General features: G+C 45.4%; 16 protein-coding genes. 1 reads left to right on the top strand and 15 read right to left on the bottom strand.

From position 1 onward, the window contains the following. Positions 1-197 precede the first annotated feature (197 nt). The 14 genes from MZO41_RS08985 to MZO41_RS08920 all read right to left on the bottom strand — a co-directional run bounded on the left by MZO41_RS08985 (position 198) and on the right by MZO41_RS08920 (position 18,986). Positions 198-2,537: a cation-translocating P-type ATPase gene (locus MZO41_RS08985; RefSeq protein ID WP_003646275.1), complete on the bottom strand. Its 2,340-nt coding sequence runs from the start codon at positions 2,535-2,537 to the stop codon at positions 198-200. A gap of 266 nt (positions 2,538-2,803) precedes the next feature. Next, entirely contained in the window at positions 2,804-3,382 is a 579-nt protein-coding gene (locus MZO41_RS08980) for a TetR/AcrR family transcriptional regulator (RefSeq protein WP_003641346.1), read from the bottom strand. 453 nt (positions 3,383-3,835) lie between these two features. After that, positions 3,836-5,209 (bottom strand): 23S rRNA (uracil(1939)-C(5))-methyltransferase RlmD, encoded by a 1,374-nt coding sequence (gene rlmD / locus MZO41_RS08975; RefSeq protein WP_003644130.1) that lies wholly within the window; start codon positions 5,207-5,209, stop codon positions 3,836-3,838. A 333-nt stretch (positions 5,210-5,542) separates the two neighbouring features. Next, positions 5,543-6,565: a diacylglycerol kinase gene (locus tag MZO41_RS08970; protein ID WP_003641344.1), complete on the bottom strand. Its 1,023-nt coding sequence runs from the start codon at positions 6,563-6,565 to the stop codon at positions 5,543-5,545. A 104-nt stretch (positions 6,566-6,669) separates the two neighbouring features. Beyond that, positions 6,670-8,094: an Asp-tRNA(Asn)/Glu-tRNA(Gln) amidotransferase subunit GatB gene (gene gatB, locus MZO41_RS08965; RefSeq protein WP_003641343.1), complete on the bottom strand. Its 1,425-nt coding sequence runs from the start codon at positions 8,092-8,094 to the stop codon at positions 6,670-6,672. Further along, on the bottom strand, positions 8,094-9,557 hold the full coding sequence (gene gatA, locus MZO41_RS08960; RefSeq protein WP_003644129.1) for an Asp-tRNA(Asn)/Glu-tRNA(Gln) amidotransferase subunit GatA: 1,464 nt from the start codon (positions 9,555-9,557) through the stop codon (positions 8,094-8,096). Before gatA ends, gatB begins: the two co-directional genes overlap by 1 nt. Beyond that, positions 9,557-9,877: an Asp-tRNA(Asn)/Glu-tRNA(Gln) amidotransferase subunit GatC gene (gatC, locus tag MZO41_RS08955; RefSeq protein WP_003641341.1), complete on the bottom strand. Its 321-nt coding sequence runs from the start codon at positions 9,875-9,877 to the stop codon at positions 9,557-9,559. The genes gatA and gatC overlap by 1 nt, the downstream gene beginning before the upstream one ends. 40 nt (positions 9,878-9,917) lie before the next feature. Further along, positions 9,918-11,093 (bottom strand): CamS family sex pheromone protein, encoded by a 1,176-nt coding sequence (locus tag MZO41_RS08950; RefSeq protein WP_003641340.1) that lies wholly within the window; start codon positions 11,091-11,093, stop codon positions 9,918-9,920. Then, positions 11,090-13,129 carry an NAD-dependent DNA ligase LigA gene (gene ligA / locus MZO41_RS08945; protein WP_003641339.1) on the bottom strand — a complete coding sequence of 680 codons (2,040 nt, stop codon included), beginning with the start codon at positions 13,127-13,129 and terminating at the stop codon, positions 11,090-11,092. Before ligA ends, MZO41_RS08950 begins: the two co-directional genes overlap by 4 nt. A 16-nt stretch (positions 13,130-13,145) precedes the next feature. Continuing rightward, positions 13,146-15,413 carry a DNA helicase PcrA gene (gene pcrA, locus MZO41_RS08940; RefSeq protein ID WP_003644128.1) on the bottom strand — a complete coding sequence of 756 codons (2,268 nt, stop codon included), beginning with the start codon at positions 15,411-15,413 and terminating at the stop codon, positions 13,146-13,148. A gap of 440 nt (positions 15,414-15,853) precedes the next feature. Beyond that, complete coding sequence (locus MZO41_RS08935) at positions 15,854-17,023, bottom strand: 5-(carboxyamino)imidazole ribonucleotide synthase (RefSeq protein ID WP_003641337.1); 1,170 nt, start codon at positions 17,021-17,023, stop codon at positions 15,854-15,856. Positions 17,024-17,135: 112 nt separating this feature from the next. Then, positions 17,136-17,684, bottom strand: coding sequence for a DUF2179 domain-containing protein (locus MZO41_RS08930; RefSeq protein WP_003644127.1), 549 nt, complete (start codon positions 17,682-17,684; stop codon positions 17,136-17,138). 22 nt (positions 17,685-17,706) lie between these two features. Continuing rightward, on the bottom strand, positions 17,707-18,294 hold the full coding sequence (locus tag MZO41_RS08925; protein WP_003641335.1) for a xanthine phosphoribosyltransferase: 588 nt from the start codon (positions 18,292-18,294) through the stop codon (positions 17,707-17,709). 50 nt (positions 18,295-18,344) lie between these two features. Continuing rightward, on the bottom strand, positions 18,345-18,986 hold the full coding sequence (locus tag MZO41_RS08920; protein WP_013355362.1) for a glycoside hydrolase family 73 protein: 642 nt from the start codon (positions 18,984-18,986) through the stop codon (positions 18,345-18,347). A 447-nt stretch (positions 18,987-19,433) separates the two neighbouring features. Between MZO41_RS08920 and MZO41_RS08915 the strand changes: the two genes are divergently transcribed. Next, positions 19,434-20,408 carry a Gfo/Idh/MocA family protein gene (locus MZO41_RS08915; RefSeq protein ID WP_003641333.1) on the top strand — a complete coding sequence of 325 codons (975 nt, stop codon included), beginning with the start codon at positions 19,434-19,436 and terminating at the stop codon, positions 20,406-20,408. A gap of 212 nt (positions 20,409-20,620) precedes the next feature. On the opposite strand, the gene MZO41_RS08910 is transcribed toward MZO41_RS08915, so the two are convergent. After that, a complete protein-coding gene (locus MZO41_RS08910) occupies positions 20,621-21,535 on the bottom strand; it encodes a 1,4-dihydroxy-2-naphthoate polyprenyltransferase (RefSeq protein WP_003641332.1) in 915 nt (304 codons plus the stop codon). Positions 21,536-21,607: the final 72 nt, after the last annotated feature.

Genomic DNA, 21,607 nt, shown 5'->3' with positions numbered 1-21,607 from the left:
CCGTTTTAGACGCTGCTGCCTATTAAAATCTGTTATAAATTTACATGCTATGCTGGTATCAACCATACTTATATCGGATTGTTAATTTAATCTGACTGGTCAACAACGGTGTGGCTTACGCTGAGACAGCAATCTGATTACACCAAAAAAGGCCACGCCGTAATTGCAGCGTGGCCCCGTCACCTAAATTTGATCGATTATCGCCAATTGATCTTGCTGAGAACGCGTTTTCCTAAGCCATTTTGCAGAACAATGAACACCGGATACGCACTGATCATCAGTGGTAGGTAAATCACAGCTAACGACCAATCTAATAGGTTAACCAATGAGAAAATTCGGCCGGCAAACAAAAAGACTAGGACGAACAGTGTTGCCATTAACACGACTAACCCAATTTTGAACCGGTTCAACGGCCGGGCTGCAATCAATAACGCATTTAAACTAAAGATCCCGGTCATCAACACACTCAACGTCGCGGTCGTTTCGAAATTCAGCTGGAACTTATTACCTAACACCATGATGACCATGATATAGCCGACCACGCAGATCGCCGCGGGAACGGCAATCTCCATCACCTGTTTCATAAAGCGCCCGGTAATTCGCGTATAATCAGGCTGTAACGCCAAGAAAAAGGTTGGAATACCAACCATCAACGATGAAATCGGTGTTAATTGGATGGGCTCAAACGGGTAGCTGTGGCTCATGAAGATAAAAATCAACGTCAGAGCGACCGAATACATCGTCTTAATCAAGTAGAGTGCGGCGACCCGTTCAATATTATTGATAACGCGGCGACCCTCGTTCAGCACTTGCACCATCGCATCAAAGTTCGAATCGATTAAGACAAAATCAGCCAAACTCTTCGTGGCTTCACTCCCACTCGCCATCGCGATACTACAATCCGCCTGTTTCAGCGCCAACAAATCATTAACGCCGTCACCAGTCATCGCTACGGTATGGCCGTTGCGCTGATAGGCTTTAATTAGTTGCTCTTTTTGTTGCGGCGTCACTCGACCGAACACCGTATAATTTGTCACTAGCTGATCATAGTCGGGGGTAGTCCCCACTTGACTCATATCAACCAGCCGATCAGCGTCCTTGATCTCAGCCCGTTGTGCAATACTGGCGACCGTCACCGGATTATCACCAGAAATAACTTTTAGGGCGACGTCTTGATTAGCAAAAAAACCAAACGTCGTCTTAGCGTGTGGCCGCAACTCATCCGTAATCAGAATTAATCCCAAAGTCATCGGTCGAGTCGGTTTGGGCGTCGTTAAGGCGGCCACTTCGGCTAACACTAATACCCGGTAACCTTGTTGCGCGAGCGTTTTGATGCGAGACTGTAACTCGCCGGGTACCGTGGTAAAAATAAATTCCGGTGCGCCCATAACGTAAGCGTGACCATCAAACGCAGCCCCACTCCACTTACGACTTGAAGAAAAGGGAAGAACTTCTGTCGCTTGCACTGGTGGCTGACCAAAAGCAGTCTTGATGGCCCGGGCCGTTTCATTATCATCATCAATAGCAGTGACTAACGCAGCTAACCGGTGCTCCACTGCTGTCAAATCATGCTGGTTCCACGGCTCAACGCGTTCAAAAACTAACTTGCCACTAGTAATCGTTCCAGTCTTGTCGAGGCACAACGTATCGACCCGGGCCAGTGCTTCAATGGCGGGTAGCTCCCGCACCAATACCTGGTGCCGGCCTAAAGTGAACGCCCCAGCAGCTAAAGCGACTGACGTTAACAGCACCAGTCCTTCCGGAATCATCCCGACCATCGCGGCCACCGTCCCGAGGATTGCCCGGTTCTGACTTTCACCCCGCATCATAGTGGAAATGAACAGTCCAGCACCTAGTGGAATAATCGTAAAAGTCAAAATTTTGATAATTCGATTGATAATCGTTAACAATTGACTTGGCGTCCGCCGTTTTTGCTTAGCTGCTCGCGCCATCTGCTTGATAAAACTGCCGTGACCAACCTGCGTTGCCTGCACGATTCCGTGACCACCAAGGATGACACTCCCAGAAACCAGCTCATCACCCGGCCCCTTAATAACCGGATCAGCCTCACCAGTAATCTGGGACTCATCGACCTCTAATCCAGCGGTCGCCCGCACGAGCCCATCCACAGGAATCTGCTCGCCACGGGTCACTAATAGTAAATCATCCTGAACGATTTCGTCCTGACCAATCGCCACCGTTTGACCGTCACGGCGGACTTGAACCTTAGTGGCCGATAATAATGCCAGCTTATCGACCTGACGCTTGGCACGAATCTCCTGAAAAATACCGATGGCCGTGTTGACGATGACCACGAATAAGAACAGCATGTTCTTATAGCTTCCCGTCAAAAAGACTAATCCGGCTAACAAAACATTGATACAGTTAAAAAGTGTTAGCAAATTATCACGAAAAATCTGTTTAACAGACCGCGTTAAGGGCGGTAACGGCTCATTCTTTAGACCCGCTGTCAGGCGCTGGTCAACTTGCTTAGTCGTTAACCCGTGTTCAATTGCTGATAAATAACGTTCCGACATGGTGGGCCCCCTTAAAATTAACTTTAACCTTATTGTAAACGATTTTTTAAGCCTGGGGCCAAAATAACGCCCTAATTTAGCGTTTACCATGCAGAATTAAGATTTTCATTACGATTGATCATAAAACTACTTCAATAAATCATTATTGATTTTGATTTCAGCCTTAACAAAGATTATTGTATTACGCCCCATTTACTGCTAAATATTGGCGAATTTAACCTATAAAAAAACGGCTATCTGCTAAGATAGCCGCACTGAATCTTAAATTATTTTTTCGTCTTATCAGCAGGTAAGTGTGTCTGGTCAATCGCTAACTGCATAACCTTCGTGAACCGTTCATCAAGTTCAGTCCCCTGCATCTTAAAGAAGCCGCCAATCTCTTGGATAATGAATCCGAACAACGTGGAACGGTACAAGGTATTCTCCACCCGCGCCGAATCATCCAGTTGTAATGGTTTAAACATATCCTGGTATAACTGCACAATTGCTTTACGAGACCGTGGGATTCTTAGGTTATCATTTAAGTCAAGTAATAACGGTGCCAACCCCCGATGCTGGTTGCAGGCCGCCCGGAATTCTTGAGCAAATGCCATCAAAGCCTCATCACCGTCAACGTCTGAGATTGTTTCAGTTAAACGATCCGCAACATTTTGAACAAATTGGAGGCCAACCTGATCTAATAAATCACTCAAGCTATCAACATAATTATAAATCGATTGCGGCCGCACATCCAAAACTAACGCTAAATCCCGAATTGTTAATCCGTTAATTCCCTTGCTTTCAATTAACTGATTAGCTGTTGCTAATACTTTTGCCTGTGTCAGTGTTCTTCTCTTTACCATCATGCTCCCCCATTTATCGGTTTATTTCGTTTATCATTATAACCCAAACTGGTCAAAAACCGAGATGAAATACATACTTTTATCAAAAGTAATACAATTGATGGTTTTTGTGGGTGTTTTTTGACCAATAAATACAATTATTTAATTTAATACGCTAAATTTGACTCAAACAGCTCCAGTGAACTAGTTTACAGCAATTACAGCGCATTATTTATTAAATTATTTAAAGCAATAATTATAATTATCAATAAACTGTTTTATTAGCCGATTCTAAATGATCTGTCTATTAAAATCGGACGAATTCAAATCAATATCAGCGCTTAAAAACGGTTATTTTGTGCTTCTAATTCAAAGTTAGCCCTCAAGCTGAGTAAAAAAGTGTGTTGGTTACCCGACAAATAATCAGGCACCCAACACACTTTTCATAATTTCATTAATAATCCAGTTTTAAAATGCTTATTGTTCGCGTTCTAACACCGTTACCGATTCAATATGTGGTGTTTGTGGGAACTGGTCCACGGGTTGGACCGGGGCACTAATATGGTAGCCGTATTCTGCAAACCGTTGGGCGTCTCGAACTAAGGTTGATGGGTTACAACTAATGTAAACCACCCGTTTAGGCGCCATTTCACCGGCACTCTTGATAAAGTCGGCGTCCAAGCCCTTACGTGGCGGATCAACGACGATCACGTCCGGCTTAACGCCATCTGCTTGCCATTTAGCCATGGCTTTTTCAGCGCTATCCAAAACAAAGGTCGCGTTCGTAATACCATTCTTATCCGCATTCTGCCGTGCGTTATCGATGGCTGCTGGCACGATTTCAACACCATACACTTGCTTGGCATGTTGGGCCATCGTTAACGAAATCGTTCCGATACCGGAATAAGCATCGATCACCGTCTCATTACCCGTCAAACCAGCTTGATCAATGGCTAACTGATAAAGCTTTTCGGTCTGTTGTGGGTTCACTTGATAGAAGGACTGGGCTGAAATGGCGAATGTCAGGCCCAGTAACTGATCATCGATAGTGGCCTTACCAGCTAACACGTTGTTAACTGGCCCTAAGATCACGTTAGTCTTCTTAGAATTAACGTTTTGAATCACACTGACAACTTCAGGTAACGCTGCTTGAATCTCTTGTGTGACCACGTCAGCCATTGGTAAGTGTTTCGTTCGCGTCACAATAACAACCATCATCTCATGACTGTAATACCCACGCCGTACCATGATCGTCCGAATCGTCCCACTATGATGGAATTCATCGTAGGCTGCCTCGTGATATTTCCGTAAAATATCGCGAACTACCACGATAGCCTTATCAATTGCAGGATCTTGAATATAATAATCTTCAATTGGCATCAATTGATGACTGTTCTTCTTGTAAAAACCAGTCGTTAGTTGTCCTTGGACTTGTCGTACGGGTACTTGGGCCTTGTTCCGATACTGCGTCGGGTTGGCCATACCAATCGTTGGTAAAACTTCGACATCATCCATGTGGACCTTTGCAAATAATTCGGCCACCTGGTGCTGTTTAAACTTCAATTGTTCACTGTATTCCAAGTGTTGTAGTGGTGCAATCCCGGTTTGACGATAAACGCGCCCTTTAGGATTAACCCGATGAGGACTCACTTGGTTAATCTTTTCCACATCACCAAACGCAAAGTTCTTCGTCGTCTTCGTGACCTTGACCGTAATTTTTTCTTCTGGCAATGCATTTTCGATAAAGATTGGGTAATTATCGACTTTAGCAACACCCATACCCTGATAGGTTAAATCCATGATAGTGACGTCTAAAACTTCACCCTTGTGCACTGGTAAATTAACTTTCATTTGTTTCCTCTTGCTTTCTTTGTTAGTGACTTATTAATTTTTAGTTACTGCCTGGTAGCCACTGCTCCGGGCAGCGAGTGATATGGTCATTAATACTGCCACACTTGGCAGTGTCGTTAACATTTACTGATTAAACATGCTATTCAAATTGCTTACCATGAGTGTCAAAACGCGCGAATTTGAGCTGTCTCATGCTTTGCACCACTGACAAATCATTGCTAAACCGACAAACGATTAAATCGTCAGGCAATGCTCAATCATGTCCCTGTGACGGTAACACTTTTAAAAAAATTACCGTCCACCATTGTATCGGTAAACGGTAATTTAAGCAAGTTATTCTGTTTTTTCGTCGTCCTCAGTTGCAGCTGGCAACTGATCAACGGCTGAGACAAAGTGTCGCTCAGCGTCTTCCAACTCTGGATCCGTATCCGTGATTGCCTCATCGGGGATCCGATCCGTATCGGCAAACATTTCGATATGTTGCTTTAAATTCCGGAACGTCATCGGTGCATCACCACCGTACTCCCCATCCAAATTGATCATTAAGCGATCCTTGTCAGCCGGTTTGGCGACGACCTTGCTCGTCTTCACATAAATAATGCTTGGATCATTGATATGCTTGCCACCATTGAGCACTAATGTCATTAAGTGAAGCATTTTGGCAAGGTTGCTCGTCTTCACAATAATCATGGTAAATTTACCATCATCTAATGACGCGTCCGGCACTAACTGCTCAAAGCCACCAACTGAATTAGTCAGCGCTAAGAAAAACATCGAAGCCTTGCCCTGATAATGACCACCATCATATTTCAAATCCATCTCAACTGGTTTTACTCGTGGTAATAACTCAGCACCCTTGGCTAAGTATGCCGCGTACCCAAAAATCGACTTCAATTGTGATGGTACGTCATAGGTCAGCTCCGTTAACATGCCCCCAGCCGCAATGTTAATGAAATACTGTTCACCAGCCTGACCGATATCCATCTTAACCGTCTGGTTCTTTAGGACTACCTTGGCCGCCGCAACCGGATCATTGCGCGGAATCCGCAGTGCCCGGGCATAATCGTTGGTCGTACCCGCCGGAATAATAGCCATCTTAGGTCGCCGCTTTAACCCGGCTAACCCGTTTACTACTTGATTGATGGTCCCATCACCACCAGCTGCTACAATCAGTTCAAACCCGTCCTTGGCACAACGTCGCGCTTCATCAGCCGCCGAATTAGGGGCGGGCGTCGTTGCGAACGCACTGGTCTCATAACCAGCTTGTTCAAAGATACCAAGAATTTCAACTAAATCGTGGGCCAATGCCTCACGTCCAGAAGTCGGGTTATAAATAAGTCGTGCCCGTTTACGCATGTTTCCTATTCCTCCGCTCACACGGTCAAGCGTTCAGCGTCTCATCTCTACCCCAACGCTGGACATGCATCAATCGAGGCTCAACACCTTATCGACCAACGCTTCTACCGTGCTTTTAATGATGTCATTAATAGTTGGTTGACGACTTTCGGGTTAGCTTGACCACGTGTCTTCTTCATGATTTGACCCACGAGGAACCCAACGGCCCGGTCTTTCCCGTTCTTAAAGTCATCAATTGATTGTTGATTATTATCCAATACGTCGTCAACGATTGGTTGTAACTTCGCCGGATCAGACAATTGGACTAAGCCCTTGTCGTTGACCCATTGGACAGGTTCTGAGCCCGCCATAATGGCCTTAAAGACCTTCTTAGCAATCTTACTTGAGATGGTTTCATCTGAAATCATCTTGATCATCCCAGCTAAGTTAGTTGGCGTTAAGTCAGTCGCTAACAAATCAACTTTATGCTCGTTCAAGTACGCGTTAACGTCCCCTTGCAAGTAGTTTGAAGCTAATTTAGGATCCGCACCTTCAGCAACGGTTGCATCAAAGAAGTCAGACATTTCCTTAGTTTGGGTCAACACACCCGCATCATAAGCAGTTAAACCAAATTCATTGATGTAACGTTCACGCCGCGAACCAGGCATTTCTGGAATGGTCTTCTTAACGGATGCAATCCAGTCATCATCGATATCGACTGCTGGAATATCAGGTTCTGGGAAGTAACGGTAATCATCGCTACCTTCCTTGACCCGCATCAAGATCGTTTGGCCCGTTGTTTCATCAAAACGCCGCGTTTCTTGTTGGATCTTGCCACCCGCCATGAGAACTTGTTGTTGGCGTTGTTCTTCATATTCTAACGACTTGCGCACGTAGTTGAAGGAGTTCAAGTTCTTCATTTCGGTCTTCACACCATACTTGTCGGAACCGGCCGGCCGAATTGAAATGTTAACATCGACCCGCATTGAACCTTCTTCCATCTTAACGTCCGAAACGCCCGTAAATTGGATCCGTTGCCGCAACGCTTCACAGTAAGCATAAGCTTCTTCTGGGGAGGCAATGTCAGGCTTAGAAACAATTTCAATTAGCGGCGTCCCTTGCCGGTTCAAATCGACATAGGAATAGTCGTTTTCATGGGTGTTTTTCCCGGCATCTTCTTCAATATGCATCTCTTCGATACCGATTTTTTTCTTTTTACCATCAACTTCGATTTCAATCCAACCATCATGCGCAATTGGTTTTTCATGTTGCGTAATTTGGTAGGCCTTCGGGTTATCCGGGTAAAAATAGTTCTTCCGGTCAAAGTACGTGTGATGTTCGATTTCAGCATGTAAAGCCGTTGCTGCTTTAATCCCAGCTTCGACCACGCCCTTGTTAGGCGTTGGCAATACCCCCGGATACCCCCAGTCGATCACGTTCGTGTTGGCATTTGGTTCGGAACCAAATTGCACGGGTGAAGGACTAAAGATTTTTGAGTTCGTTTTTAATTCAACGTGGACTTCCAAACCAATCGTGGTTACAAAATTCATTAGTTAGCACCTCCGACTTTCGGGGTTTGCTTGTAAACTTGCGTTGCTTGTTCAAAGGCATAGCCCGCTCGATACATTGTGCTTTCATCAAACGCCTTACCAATTAATTGCAAGCCAACTGGTAACCCGTCTGCAAACCCAGCTGGTACTGACATTCCTGGTAACCCAGCCAAGTTGACTGGAATCGTCAAGACATCGTTCATATACATCGTAATTGGATCAGATAATTCGTCACCCAACTTAAAGGCTGGCGTTGGTGCAACTGGTCCCATAATCAAATCGTAGTCTTCAAAGACCTTATTAAAGTCATTGATAATCATCGTCCGAACTTGACCAGCTTTGTGGAAGTACGCATCGTAATAACCAGCTGACAAGGAGAAGGTCCCTAACATAATCCGGCGCTTAACTTCATCACCAAAGCCCTCGGAACGACTACGGACATAGACATCTTCCAAATTCTTAACATCGTCAGCCCGGAAACCGTAACGAATCCCGTCAAACCGTTGTAAGTTTGAAGAAGCTTCTGAAGATGCAATGATGTAGTAAGCAGCCACACCATAGCGACTGTTTGGTAAGGAGACTTCTTCAACCGTAGCACCTAAGTCTTCAAACTGCTTGACTGCTTGTTGAATGACTTCACGAACTTTAGGGTCGATCCCCTCGCCCATGTATTCTTTTGGTAACCCGATCTTCATACCCTTGATATCACCCGTCAAACCGGCCGTAAAGTCTGGTACAGTTTGTTTGGATGACGTAGTATCATGCACATCGTTACCTGCAATCATATTCAAAGCGGCCGCGTTATCCTTGACCGTCCGTGTCATTGGGCCAATTTGATCTAATGAAGATCCAAAGGCAATCAGCCCCCAGCGCGAGACCCGACCGTACGTTGGTTTCATGCCGACAATTCCGTTAAATGATGATGGTTGCCGAATCGAACCACCCGTATCAGAACCGAGTGCCACTGGCACTTGTCCAGAAGCCACTGCGACAGCTGAGCCACCTGAAGACCCACCGGGCACTCGACTGATGTCCCAAGGATTACGAGTGACATGGAACGCCGACGTTTCAGTTGACCCTCCCATGGCAAATTCATCCATGTTGGTCTTACCAACGATCAAAGCGTTGCTTGCTAATAGTTTGTCAACCACCGTGGCATTATAGACCGGCACGAAGTTTTCCAACATTTTGGAAGCCGCCGTCGTCGTTAGGCCCTTCGTCACAATATTATCCTTGACTGCCATCGGAATCCCAGCAAAAACGTTGTTCGCGTCGATGCCATCCTGATCCAAAGCAGCCGCCTGTTGTAAGGCCTGTTCTTCATTTAAATTCAAGAACGCCCCTAGCTTAGGGTCAACCTGATTCATATTCGCAAAAGTGGCCTTCGCTAGTTCCGTAGCACTGATCTTCTTGGCTACCAAGTCAGCGTGCAGACTAGTTAGATCTTGGTCGAAATAAGTCATTATTCACCGTCCCCACTTTCATCAATAATTGCTGGCACTTTGATCAAGCCATTGGCCGTTTCTGGAGCATTCTTCAGCAATGCTTCCCGGAGTGCTTCATCACTCTTAACTGCCACGTCTTCACGTAGCGTATTCGTATGATCACTCATCCGTGACGTAACGGGTACACCCGTGGTATCAACTGTGCTTAATTCTTCGAACATGCCGATAATTTTTTCTAGTTGCGGTGTGAACATCGCTAATTGGTCTGGTGTAAACTCCAATTTGGCTAAGCTCGCCACGTGTTGCACTTGTTCGGCATTAATTCGTTCTTCAGCCATCAGATTTCCTTCTTTCTCAAATCTTACTCAATATTATTGTTTAATCGTCGCCCTGGTCACTAAAGACATGGGTGTAATACGAACTACCCTTCGCCGTTCTGGCTAAGAAGCTTTGAATGTCACCATTGGCACTCTTAACCGTAATTTCAACCGGTACACCAGATGGCAAGTACCGTTTAGCAGCCGTTGCTAAGTACTGCGTGAAACTGATAATTTCCGTTTCGCTGTAGAACTTAGTCGTGATGTTGACACTTAATTTACTCAACGATTTGTCCTTGTAATGAGCATTCGCCGTTACGCCAGACAAGTTCGGGAAGAAATTCTGCACGTGGGACTTAAACTGACTAAAGTCCGACTCATCATTACTATTCGCACCTGAGTTCTTTGACTCAGAGGTCGCTGGGAAGACATAATTCTTCCAATTCAACGACGTCCAGTTTGAGATCGAAGTGGAGCCGTTCTTAGAAACCGCGTAGGCAATCATGTCGCCCCCAACTAAACTATCATTCGAAGACTGCTTATAGAGTGCCAAGACAATCGGCACATTCTTCAAAGCTGAGCGTTGCCGCAACCGCTGTAAGACAGTATTCGCCATCTTCTTACCTTGCGCCGTTAACTCAGTCGTTGAGATGTCCGTTTCGTATGTTGCCCCATATTCGACCTTAGTATAATAATCGACCGAGTTCATTCCCAAGCCAATCGTGACCCCGCCAAGCGATAACTTACTACCATTTTGAACCATATAATCTTGTTCTTCAAGCTGTTGTAAGTAAATCGGATTCCGAGTATTCGGATCCTTCTTACCGTTATTCTCTGGGTTCAAGCCCTCCGAATTGCTGCTTGATTTCCGTCCGAGCCAATTTTCAACTGTCGATGAGCTCAAATACTGCCCTTCTTGAAAGACATACTTACTCGTTGGAAAGACCTTTTTAGACACGTCCAATAAGCCACTTTCGAAGCTCTTCAAATTCATGACGTTATCATTTTGCGAAACGACCACGCCTCGCGACTTACTCGTCCGATAACGGCCATTTTTGATGACGCCTTGATAGAACTCACTATCAGCAGTTCCAGTGGTGGTCGTTGTTTTCGTTCCGGTCGTTGTGGTGCTACTACTAGTCGACCCAAAGGACGAATTCTTTAAATTACCGCAGGCGGCTAGAACAATGGCAGCTACTGCCACTAAGCCAATCGTGCGTATGCGTTTAACATTCACGCTTGTGCATCCTCCCTCATTGTTTCGCTGAACCGGGCTTCATCCCATACAGTAATGTCCAGCTGCTGTGCTTTTTGCAACTTGCTTCCGGCATCGCTACCTGCAATCACGAGATCCGTCTTTTTAGAGACGCTTCCCGTAACCGTGGCGCCGTGAGCTTGTAGCCATTGAGTCGCATCTGGCCTTGTAAAGCTTTCCAGCTTACCAGTTAACACGACCCGCTTGCCTGCAAACCAACTGTTACTATCTTCTGCCACGGTGGCACTAGGGCCTTGATAAGTGGTATTCACGTTGACTGCTTGCAATTCGCGGATGAGTGTATGAACTTCGTCGCTCTCAAAATATTGAACCACTGCGTTCGCAATCACATCGCCCATCGAATCGATCGCCGCAATCTCTTCTTGGCTAGCTGCCATCAACGCCTCAATCGTCCCAAAATGCTGCGCGATTAACCGCGCCACTTTAGCACCAACGTGCCGAATACCAAGACCGAACAATAACCGTTCAAGTGAATTATCACGGCTACGGTCAATTGCTGTCAAGAGCTTTTCAGCAGATTTATCTTTTATTTTATCTAATGTTAACAGTTGTGCCTTAGTTAATCGGTACAAACCAGCAACGTCACTAACCAGCCGATTTGCATAGAGTTGCGCAATGATTCGTGGTCCCAAGCCATCGATATTCATGGCATTGCGAGAGGCAAAATGAACCAGCCCTTCTTGGACTTGTGCTGGACATTTCGGGTTAATACACCGTAAAGCCACTTCGTCTTCCAAATGAACCAGCGGCGCCCCACAAGACGGACACGTGGTTGGAATAACTAATGGTTGCGCATCCTTGGGTCGTTTGGCTAAATCAACCGATGAAATTTCCGGAATAATATCGCCAGCCTTGTGTAGCAAGACCGTATCACCGATGCGGACATCTTTGGCCGCCACGTAATCGGGATTGTGTAACGAAGCCCGCGCAACCGTCGTCCCAGCTAGTTGAACGGGTTCCATAACCGCAGTTGGCGTAACGACTCCTGTACGGCCAACGGTCCATTCAACATCCTTTAAAAGGGTCGGCTGCTCATCAGGTGGAAACTTAAAGGCAATCGCCCATCGTGGCACCTTGACTGTCGCTCCTAGTGAGCGTTGCAGCGGTAACGGGTTAGCTTTGATCACGATGCCATCAATGCCATATGCTAATTCTGGCCGTTCATTTTGATAATGGTCAATGTAACTAAAGACATCGGCCATCGAATGGGCCACCTTAAAGTCAGGATTGATGGCAAAACCAAGATCTGCGAACTCCGTTAACATGTCACTCTGCGTACGGGCGGTTAACGGTTCATAGTCGGCAATGTTATACATAAACGTGCTGAGCTGTCGTTCCGCCACGACTCGTGAATCTAGCTGCCGTAACGTACCGGCCGCAGCATTGCGTGGATTCGCAAAGACTGGTTCTCCCGCTGCTTCTCGGCGTTCATTCAAGGCAGCAAACGCTGCCTTAGGCATATAACATTCCCCACGTACATCGATCGTCAGTGGTCGGGTCAACCGTTGTGGAATCGACTTGATTGTCTTAATATTAGCCGTAATATCTTCGCCAACCGTACCGTTACCCCGCGTGGACCCTTGAACGAGCACCCCATCTTCGTAACGTAACGACAGCGCTAAACCATCAATTTTCAACTCACAATTATAATCGACTGGATGACCAACGTTTTGTTCCAAGCGATCAACAAACTCTTGTAACTCAGCTTGTGAAAAGACGTCGCCCAATGACAACATCGGAATCTCATGGGTCACTTTATCAAAGCCTGCTTTAACCGTTCCACCAACTAATTGCGTCGGTGAATCCGGTGTAACGAGCTGTGGAAAAGTTTGTTCGAGTTCGACCAACCGTTCATACTTTTGATCATACACACTATCTTCAACGTTCGGCGCATCTTCGTCATAGTACTGCCGACGCCATTCATTTAACGTTTGCCGTAAAGCAGCCGCTTCATCAGCCGCCTGCTCAACCGTCATTGTGTTGGGTTTGTCCGCCATCAGCCAGTCCTCCTAACTAGTCCTGTACTTTTTGGATCGGTGCAAATGCGGCTAATAACCGCTTGATTCCTTCAGATTTGAAAGCAATGTCTAGTTCAGCATCTTCACCAGCACCGGAGACCTTCACGACCGTTCCGGTTCCCCACTTACGATGCTTGACTTTATCACCGATCGACCAACTATTCTTGTCAGCACCCGTGCCACTAGCCTTCTTGACCGTGGCCCGCGTCCCCACTGGATTCTTTTTATATGAAGGTGTAAAAGCACGCCGTTCACGATCCGCACCAAATGGGACTTTAGGACCAGTGCTACTTGCACCATCCAACGTATTTTCATTTTTGAGTAATTCTGGTTCGATTTCTTCAACGAAACGGGAAGCCGGATTATTCTGCCGCCGACCGTAAAGCATCCGTGAGTATGCATTGGTCAAGTACAGCTTCTTCTCAGCCCGCGTAATCCCAACGTATGCTAACCGCCGTTCTTCTTCCAGCTCGTCTTCATCCATCATTGCCCGGGACAGTGGGAAGATACCTTCTTCCATCCCAATCAAGAAAACAACCGGAAATTCTAGCCCCTTCGCTGCATGTAACGTCATCAGCGTCACGGCTTGGGGTTCTTCCTCAACGTTATCCACATCCGAAACCAGTGCTAAATCCGCTAAGAAGTCCACGAATTTGTCACTATCTTCATCTTCAGGTTGATAACTATCATCGAATTGTTTGGTGACAGACAAGAATTCTTCAATGTTTTCGATACGGGCTTGTGCCTCTAACGATTTCGTTGCCTTAGCATCTTTCAACGCCTTCATGTAACCCGTTCGGTCAAGAATCTCTTGTGTTAAATCCGTCACGGATAAGTATTCCCGCATAGCGCGCAATTCATTCATCGTCGCTGCAAACTTCGCTAAAGCACCCTTCGCTCGTGCTGAAATGCCATTAGCCATGTCAACATTGCTAGCTGCTTCCAACATGGAATAACCCGCTTCATCCGCGAACAACCGCAATTTTTCAACACTCGTTTGACCAATGCCGCGCTTAGGTTCATTAACGACCCGTTCAAAGTTCATTGAATCTTGATCGTTCACTGCCAAAGTCAAGTAGGATAAGACGTCCCGAATTTCTTTACGGTCATAGAACTTATTACCACCGACCATTGTATAAGGGATGTTCGCCTTAACGAGTGACTCTTCCATTACCCGGGATTGTGCGTTCGTCCGATAAAGGATCGCAAAATCGCCGTAGTCCATTTTGTCCTGCTGCATGCTTTCTTGAATCTTGGCAATGACAAAGTGAGTTTCATCACTTTCACTCTGACCACGATAATAAGAAATCTTGTCACCCGGTTCATTCTCAGTCCATAATTTCTTCGGCCGCCGCGTTGAATTATTGTTAATAACTGCATTAGCCGCCGACAAAATTGTCTTGGTCGAACGATAGTTTTGCTCCAACATCACCGTGTCAGCTTGCGGATAATCCTTTTCGAAATCGAGAATATTTTCCATGTTGGCCCCCCGCCAACCATAGATAGATTGATCCGCATCCCCAACTACACATAAATTTTTATATTTGTCAGCTAACAAGTTGACTAACGTATACTGTGCATTATTAGTATCTTGATATTCATCCACGTGAATATAATGGAATTTGTTTTGGTACCACGCCAGCGTTTCAGGATTCTGCTTGAATAATTGAATCGTCAGCATAATCAGATCATCAAAGTCAACGGCTTGATCAGCCGCTAATTCACGTTGGTATTGCAAATAAACGTCTGCCACGACACTCTCAAAGGGACTGGCAGCCGATTCTTTATACATCTCCGGCGTTTGTAAGTCATTTTTCGCATTTGAAATTGCGGATAAGATTGACCGCGGATCAAATTTTTTCGAATCGATATTTTGTTCCGTCAAGATTCGTTTGACTAAGGTCCGTTGCTCGCTAGTGCCGGCGATTGTGAACGCTCGGTTATACCCGATTTGTTCAATGTCACGTCGTAAAATTCGGACACACAGGGCATGGAACGTTGAGACCCAGACCTCCTGCGCCGATTCACCTAACAGCTTACCAACCCGTTCACGCATTTCGCGTGCGGCCTTGTTCGTAAACGTAATCGCTAAAACATTCCAGGGGTTGACCCCTTGCTCTTCAATTAAATAAGCTACCCGGTGCGTCAATACACGGGTCTTCCCCGAGCCCGCACCGGCCATAATTAGTAGCGGTCCTTCTGTGTCTAAAACGGCTTCTTGCTGCTTGTCATTCATTCCTGCCAATAGGCTTTCTTTCGACACGCTGTTCGCCACCCTTTCTAAAAATCAGTCACCAAACATTATAGCAAATTTTGGCCGTGATTGCTGTACTTTAAGGTCAGCATCTCATACAAAAATCGCGGTTTTTCCATTGTCAGTGACACCTATGTTAATTTTACAACTTCTACTATTCACGGGAAACGAATTGACGGCAATATTGCGTAACTTTAAGTAATTTTGAGACTCCCTCAATTTCTAACCAAAATACCCGCCACGCCAATCTCAACGATTCCCCCTCAGATAACCGTATCTCGCCATTTGGCTGGCTTCTCCCCAACCGCTAAAAAAATCCAATTCACAAAATGAATTGGATTTCGAACTTTATTTATTCACGACGGTTACCCATAATAGCTGGTCACCCGGTGCGAACAGTACGATTAGTTTAACCGTAATAATCCGTAAAACTAGGTTCTGATCATACACTACTCAGCTTCAGGTTCATTATCAGCCGGCGTCGTTTGCCCAAACTGCCAAATACTTGTGTCTTCGATCTGTTCGAGTGCTTCTTTAACACTTGGTGCTTCGACTAGCACGTGGCCAGCGACTGGTGCCCGGTGCGCTTGTAACAACGTTCGGTGATAGAAATTAAAGAACCAGTTCGTCTTAATCTGCCACTGCGTGCGAATGCCACTCTCCTGAGCCGGTGTAAAGTAAGCAGCAACCACGGGCATCAACTGCTTGACTGGCATTAACGGCAGTCCCGCAATTGCTCGCAAGTGTTGTTCTGCCATACTAATATTCGTAGCACGTTCGAAGACATAACCCGCCTGATGCATCGCAGGGACAATCCGCTTCACGTATAAATTACCACTCTTCGTTAAGAAGAAGGCAACTTCAAAGACACCCGTATAACTCAAGTTATCACTAATTTCCTTTGTGATCCGCAGCATTTCGTCATTCACAGCTGAATCAATTTGAGCTGGCACAATCGAGGCAACTAGCTCATGATTACGATACCGGTTTTCAACGGTTGGGAAGAAAGCTGTCGTATCACCACTCTTAGCGCCAAAAACGGAGAGTTCCTTATCATATGGAATCAATGACTCTAACAAGTATGTGCCCCAATCCAACAGATCAGCCGCCTTGACAATATCCGTCTGCGTCTTAATGACCAGTTGCCGATTTTGACCCAAGCCCTTTTGAATCGGCTTCAAAATACTAGGATATCCAATTGACCCGATCGATTGATAGACATCATCCAAACTGACAATTGTCGCTGACGGTGCTACATTCAAGTTAAGTTGGCTGAAAAACGCCCGTTCCAAAGAGCGGTCCTGTGTAATCTCAAGCGCATCGGCGCCTTGTGGAACCCGGGTATGGGCCGCCAAAAAATTAATGACCGACGCATCAATGGTTTCCGACTCGTAAGTCACCATATCACAACGTTCTGCGAAGTTCTGTAACTGTTGTTGATCATTGAGGGCCCCGACAACGCGAAAATCTGCCAGTTCCATGGTCTCAGTATTTTCGTTATCGCCGTATACCCCGACATTGATGCCAGCATTACGCGCGGCAATTACTAATCCAACACCATTAGTACTACTTCCAATAATGCCAAGCGTACCACCTGGGTTTAAAATCGAGTTGTCCACTTCAGTCCCTACTTTCCTATGCTTTAAATAATTATAATCTGATTATTGAATTATTTTAACGCTCATTATCCTGTAACAATCATACTTGCTGACACGCACAGTTGCAAGTTTATCACTGCTTTTTTCGGCGAGCATTGCGTCGCTTAACTCGCTTGAGCCAAAAGCCACCGGAGATGTAGCGTGGTTCATACGCGATCACAAACGCATTGGGCGCCGCGTCTTTAATCAGGCCATACAGCCGCCGTTCGTTCTTCCGTGGGGCCAAAATTTCTAGTTCTAGCCGCTCACCTTCTAGACCATAAGCAGCGTGTTGTGTGACCCCAAAGCCATTTTCACGGAGCACTCCCGGTAACGACGACTTGGGATCAGGTAAAATGACTGAAATCATTGTATACCCTAACGCTAATCGATCTTCAATTACCATCCCAACATACACCCCGACACCGTAACCTAACGCGTATACGACTAAATTGATCGGATTATTGAGACGATTTAAGACCAATGATAATCCTAGCACATAAATCGTAATCTCAATGACACTTGCAAAAGCTGCAAAATACCGATAACCCCGCATTACAAGCAAAAAACGTACGGTGTTTAACGTAATGTAAGCAAAGTTGATGATGAAAATAAGGACTAGCATCCCCATGTCAATGTGCATCACAATCCCCCGCTTTCTTAACTTAAGCCTGGGTGTCCTCCGATGCAAAGTGCACCCGGTCACCATCAAATGACGTAATCTGTGCTAGTGATTCTAAACGGACACCCCGATCAGCAATCAGTTGATGACCCGTTTGGAAGACTTTTTCAATCACAATACCGACACCCGCAATTTTTACGTGCGCTTTATCACAGATTTCAAACATCCCTTGAACCGCCTGACCATTGGCCAAAAAGTCGTCAATTAACAAGACTTGGTCATCCGCCTGTAAGAACTTCTTGGCAATCGAGATGTGGTTAGACGTCTTCTTCGTGTAAGAATAAACTTCGGCTGTATATAAATCATCAATTAACGTGACTGATTTGTGCTTACGTGCGAACACAACGGGCACGTGCATTGCTAACCCCGCCATGACTGCCGGCGCAATTCCTGATGATTCAACCGTCAAGATTTTCGTTACACCCGCATCTTGAAACAAGTGGGCAAATTCCGTTCCCATGGCAAACATCAGGTCGGGATCAACTTGGTGATTCAAAAAGCCGTCCACTTTCAATACTTCACCGGGAAGTACCCGGCCATCTTTCAAAATGCGTTCTTCAAGTTCTCGCATAGTACCCTCCTAGAATTATAAGCGACATTGAAATACTGCTATTAATTTCATTACTTTCTATCATACCGTTGTAAGTCATATTTTTGAATAATATTAATTAATTTTTGTGCATAACTTGGATCAGTCGCATATCCAGCCGTCTGCAATGCTTGCGCAGCTGTCTGATAATCAGTTGCCTTAATCACCGCAGCGTAGTGCTGAGAATCCCAAGTCGTTCCGTACGCCAATTTCTTGGCATGATCGACCAGCGAAGCGTGCCAGCTATCATAAACGGCGAAGCGCCGTTTGACCGTATGATAGGCCCCGTCATAATATTCCTGCGTCGTCATGAGCCGTCCCGACGTGGACTTAACCCCAAACAAATTATTATTCTCCGTCGCATTGGTACTTTGTCCCCAATCCGATTCCAAAATCGCCTGACTTAGCGTGATACTAGCCAGCACGTGGTATTGCTGATCAAGCTGTTGCGCAGCTGGTACTAGCTTTTTAATAAATGCCGCATGCGTTGTTGTAGGTGCTGTCGCCGTAACCCGCGACTTAACCGCCCAATTATGCTGAATATACCAAACCATCCCCACCATCGCCGCCAACACTAATAAGATATTGACCCACTGAAGGCGGCCCTTCTTCACAAATAATTGTGACTTTGCCCGTTGCTTCCGGCGCGATTTTCGCCGCTTACCCGCCATCATAGCCGCCTCCTTTCTGGTAATTACCTTACAGATTACACCTGTTCATTTATCATGAATTAGGATTAAAACATGCTGGTTTCTTAGTTCAAAAGCTGCCAGCTTAGGCCAACTGTAAAAAGTGCGAGTTAGTGTAAACGTGTTTAGATTAAGACTCGTATTTGAGATGACGCGGGTTGGGCGTTAGCTCAAATCGACATCGGCTGCGTTCCAGTAATTGTCACCCGGCCCCGAAAGTCGGCATAAGACGCGCACGTGCTGACGAATAAGAATCCAACTAACCAACATGTTTTAATTCTAAGTAAGCCTAAATCGCAATGAGCATCGGTCATATTACACTCTATTTTACCGACTTTTGAATTAATTTTACATGATTATTGGGCGCCAATTCCTTATTTTTTTGCTAAAATGTAAGTGGTCACATTCGATTAATCCTAGGAGGAACCTATAATGTCGAAAACTTATCGCTGGGCCATTGTTGGCCTTGGTAACATCGCGCACAGTTTCGTTAAATATTTTGATCAACCTGACGGAGAAATCTACGCCGTTTGCTCACGTTCGCAGGATAAAGCTAACGCCTTTGCTGCTGAACACAATATTCCCAAAGCTTATGGTAATTTAGACGAGCTACTGGCTGATGAACAAGTCGACATCGTTTACGTGGCAACGCCCCATAATTATCACATTGACACGATTTTACCCGCCTTACGTGCTGGCAAACACGTCCTCAGTGAAAAGGCCATCACAATGTCTAGCACCCAACTCGCAATCGCCAAGGAAGTGGCTGCTAGCAACCACCTTATCTTAGCGGAAGCGATGACCCTCTATCACATGCCATTATACGAGAAGCTCCATGATTTTGCGGCAGAACGTCATCTTGGTGATCTGAAAATGATCCAAGCTAGCTTTGGTAGTTTTAAAGAACCGGACCCAACTAATCGCTTCTTTAATCCCGACCTTGCCGGCGGTGCTTTACTGGACATTGGTGTCTATGCCCTAGCCTTCGTGGAAGAATTCTTGACTGCTAAACCATACATTACAGGAACAACCATGCACCGATTCAGCAGTGGCGTCGATGAATCTTCGACAATCACGTTACGAAACGCCAATGATGAACTGGCCACCGTTGCCTTAACGTTCCGAGCTAAAATGCCTAAACGCGGTATCGTCGCGTATGAGAATGGTTACTTTACCGTTGATACCTATCCACGTGCCGACAGTGCCACTTTCACCGACAGCGAAGGCCATACTGAAACCATCACAGCCGGCGATAGCACTAACGCCATGAATTACGAAATTGCTGACATGCAAAAAATGGTTGCTGGCGAATTACACAACACGAGTCTTGCTAAAACGACTGACGTTATGGATATCATGACTGCCGCTCGTGCACAATGGGACTTCCGCTATCCATTTGAAAACTAGTTATAAATAACATCTTTATGTAAATTAAAAAAGCTTAGATACCGTGTGTTTTTTCACACGATATCTAAGCTTTTTTTACCCCCGTGAAATACCATTGAAAAACCCCAAGCCATAAAATCAGAAAGCCAGCTTGGACTCGCTGGGAAAAATACTGCTTAGTATCAACTTGGTTAGTTGGCGCTTTCTCAAAGCCATACTCGTTTATTGAAGGACTAGTTAAAAATCAGTCCTAAGCCCATGAAAACGATAAATGAAAGACAAATCAACGTTGCGTTTTTAATTGAAATCGTGAAAGTTTCTCGTTTGACCTGTTTGTGCAAGAAGACCCGCGTATTTTTCCAAACTGGAATAATACTGAGCAACGTTAGTAAACTAAACTTTGGTAGCACACCCATCAAGACCGCAATCACCAGACAAGCATAACCAGCAACGTAACTCCATGCAAATACCTGAAGCATCACCGGTTTGCCAAGGTAATACAAAATCGTGTGTCGGCCTAACGCAATGTCCTCGTCCATATCACAAATATTATTAGCTAACATAATGTTAGAAATTGCAAAAATGGCCAGACCTGACGCAATTAAAACAGCCAGCGTTGACTGCCAAGTAATGGCTGCCGTGTCATACGTATTAATAAAGACGGCAATCCAGAAGATCATAAAGCCCATCGTAAAGCCCGAGAAAAATTCGCCAAACGGGCCTTGTGAAATTGGCTTCGGTCCGCCAGCGTAAAAGTAACCGACCGCATATGAATATAGCCCCATCCACAACAACGGCAACCCGGTTTGTGTTACTAACCATAGTCCGATAATCAATGAGATTCCGGCTAAACCAAACGTAATCGTCCGGGCCTGACCAATGGAAATCTGGTTAACACCGACCACATTAGTCTCTTGCAAAAATTCTTGATTGTCGTCATTACGTGGCGCGTGTAGGAAGTCTTGGTAATTATCATTCGCATTAGTCGCCATGTGAAAAAGTGAAGATGCAATGAAAAATAGCAATAAATAACCAAGATGTAACTGATGATAATTATAATAGGCGTACATACTCCCCAAAACGAACGGTAACACGCTCGCAATTAATGATTTAATTTCAACAAATTCAAGAAACACTTTTGGTTTCAATGATTTACACCATCCTTTTGTTTGACAACGAAACAAGTTATTTGTACCTTTAATATAGATTGTATTTTAGAA

Origin of the sequence: Lactiplantibacillus sp. C232 (genome assembly GCF_023806725.1) — a bacterium.
GTDB classification, from domain to species: Bacteria; Bacillota; Bacilli; order Lactobacillales; family Lactobacillaceae; genus Lactiplantibacillus; species Lactiplantibacillus plantarum.
Note: the sequence above shows the minus strand (reverse complement) of the source record. Positions and strands in the feature narration are given on the sequence as shown.

Bases quoted from the DNA above. Each gene is read 5' to 3' on its own strand.
- MZO41_RS08985 (WP_003646275.1), bottom strand. From the start codon at position 2,537: ATGTCGGAACGTTATTTATCAGCAATTGAACACGGGTTAACGACTAAG.
- MZO41_RS08980 (WP_003641346.1), bottom strand. From the start codon at position 3,382: ATGATGGTAAAGAGAAGAACACTGACACAGGCAAAAGTATTAGCAACA.
- rlmD (WP_003644130.1), bottom strand. From the start codon at position 5,209: ATGAAAGTTAATTTACCAGTGCACAAGGGTGAAGTTTTAGACGTCACT.
- MZO41_RS08970 (WP_003641344.1), bottom strand. From the start codon at position 6,565: ATGCGTAAACGGGCACGACTTATTTATAACCCGACTTCTGGACGTGAG.
- gatB (WP_003641343.1), bottom strand. From the start codon at position 8,094: ATGAATTTTGTAACCACGATTGGTTTGGAAGTCCACGTTGAATTAAAA.
- gatA (WP_003644129.1), bottom strand. From the start codon at position 9,557: ATGACTTATTTCGACCAAGATCTAACTAGTCTGCACGCTGACTTGGTA.
- gatC (WP_003641341.1), bottom strand. From the start codon at position 9,877: ATGGCTGAAGAACGAATTAATGCCGAACAAGTGCAACACGTGGCGAGC.
- ligA (WP_003641339.1), bottom strand. From the start codon at position 13,129: ATGGCGGACAAACCCAACACAATGACGGTTGAGCAGGCGGCTGATGAA.
- MZO41_RS08930 (WP_003644127.1), bottom strand. From the start codon at position 17,684: ATGCACATTGACATGGGGATGCTAGTCCTTATTTTCATCATCAACTTT.
- MZO41_RS08925 (WP_003641335.1), bottom strand. From the start codon at position 18,294: ATGCGAGAACTTGAAGAACGCATTTTGAAAGATGGCCGGGTACTTCCC.
- MZO41_RS08920 (WP_013355362.1), bottom strand. From the start codon at position 18,986: ATGATGGCGGGTAAGCGGCGAAAATCGCGCCGGAAGCAACGGGCAAAG.
- MZO41_RS08915 (WP_003641333.1), top strand. From the start codon at position 19,434: ATGTCGAAAACTTATCGCTGGGCCATTGTTGGCCTTGGTAACATCGCG.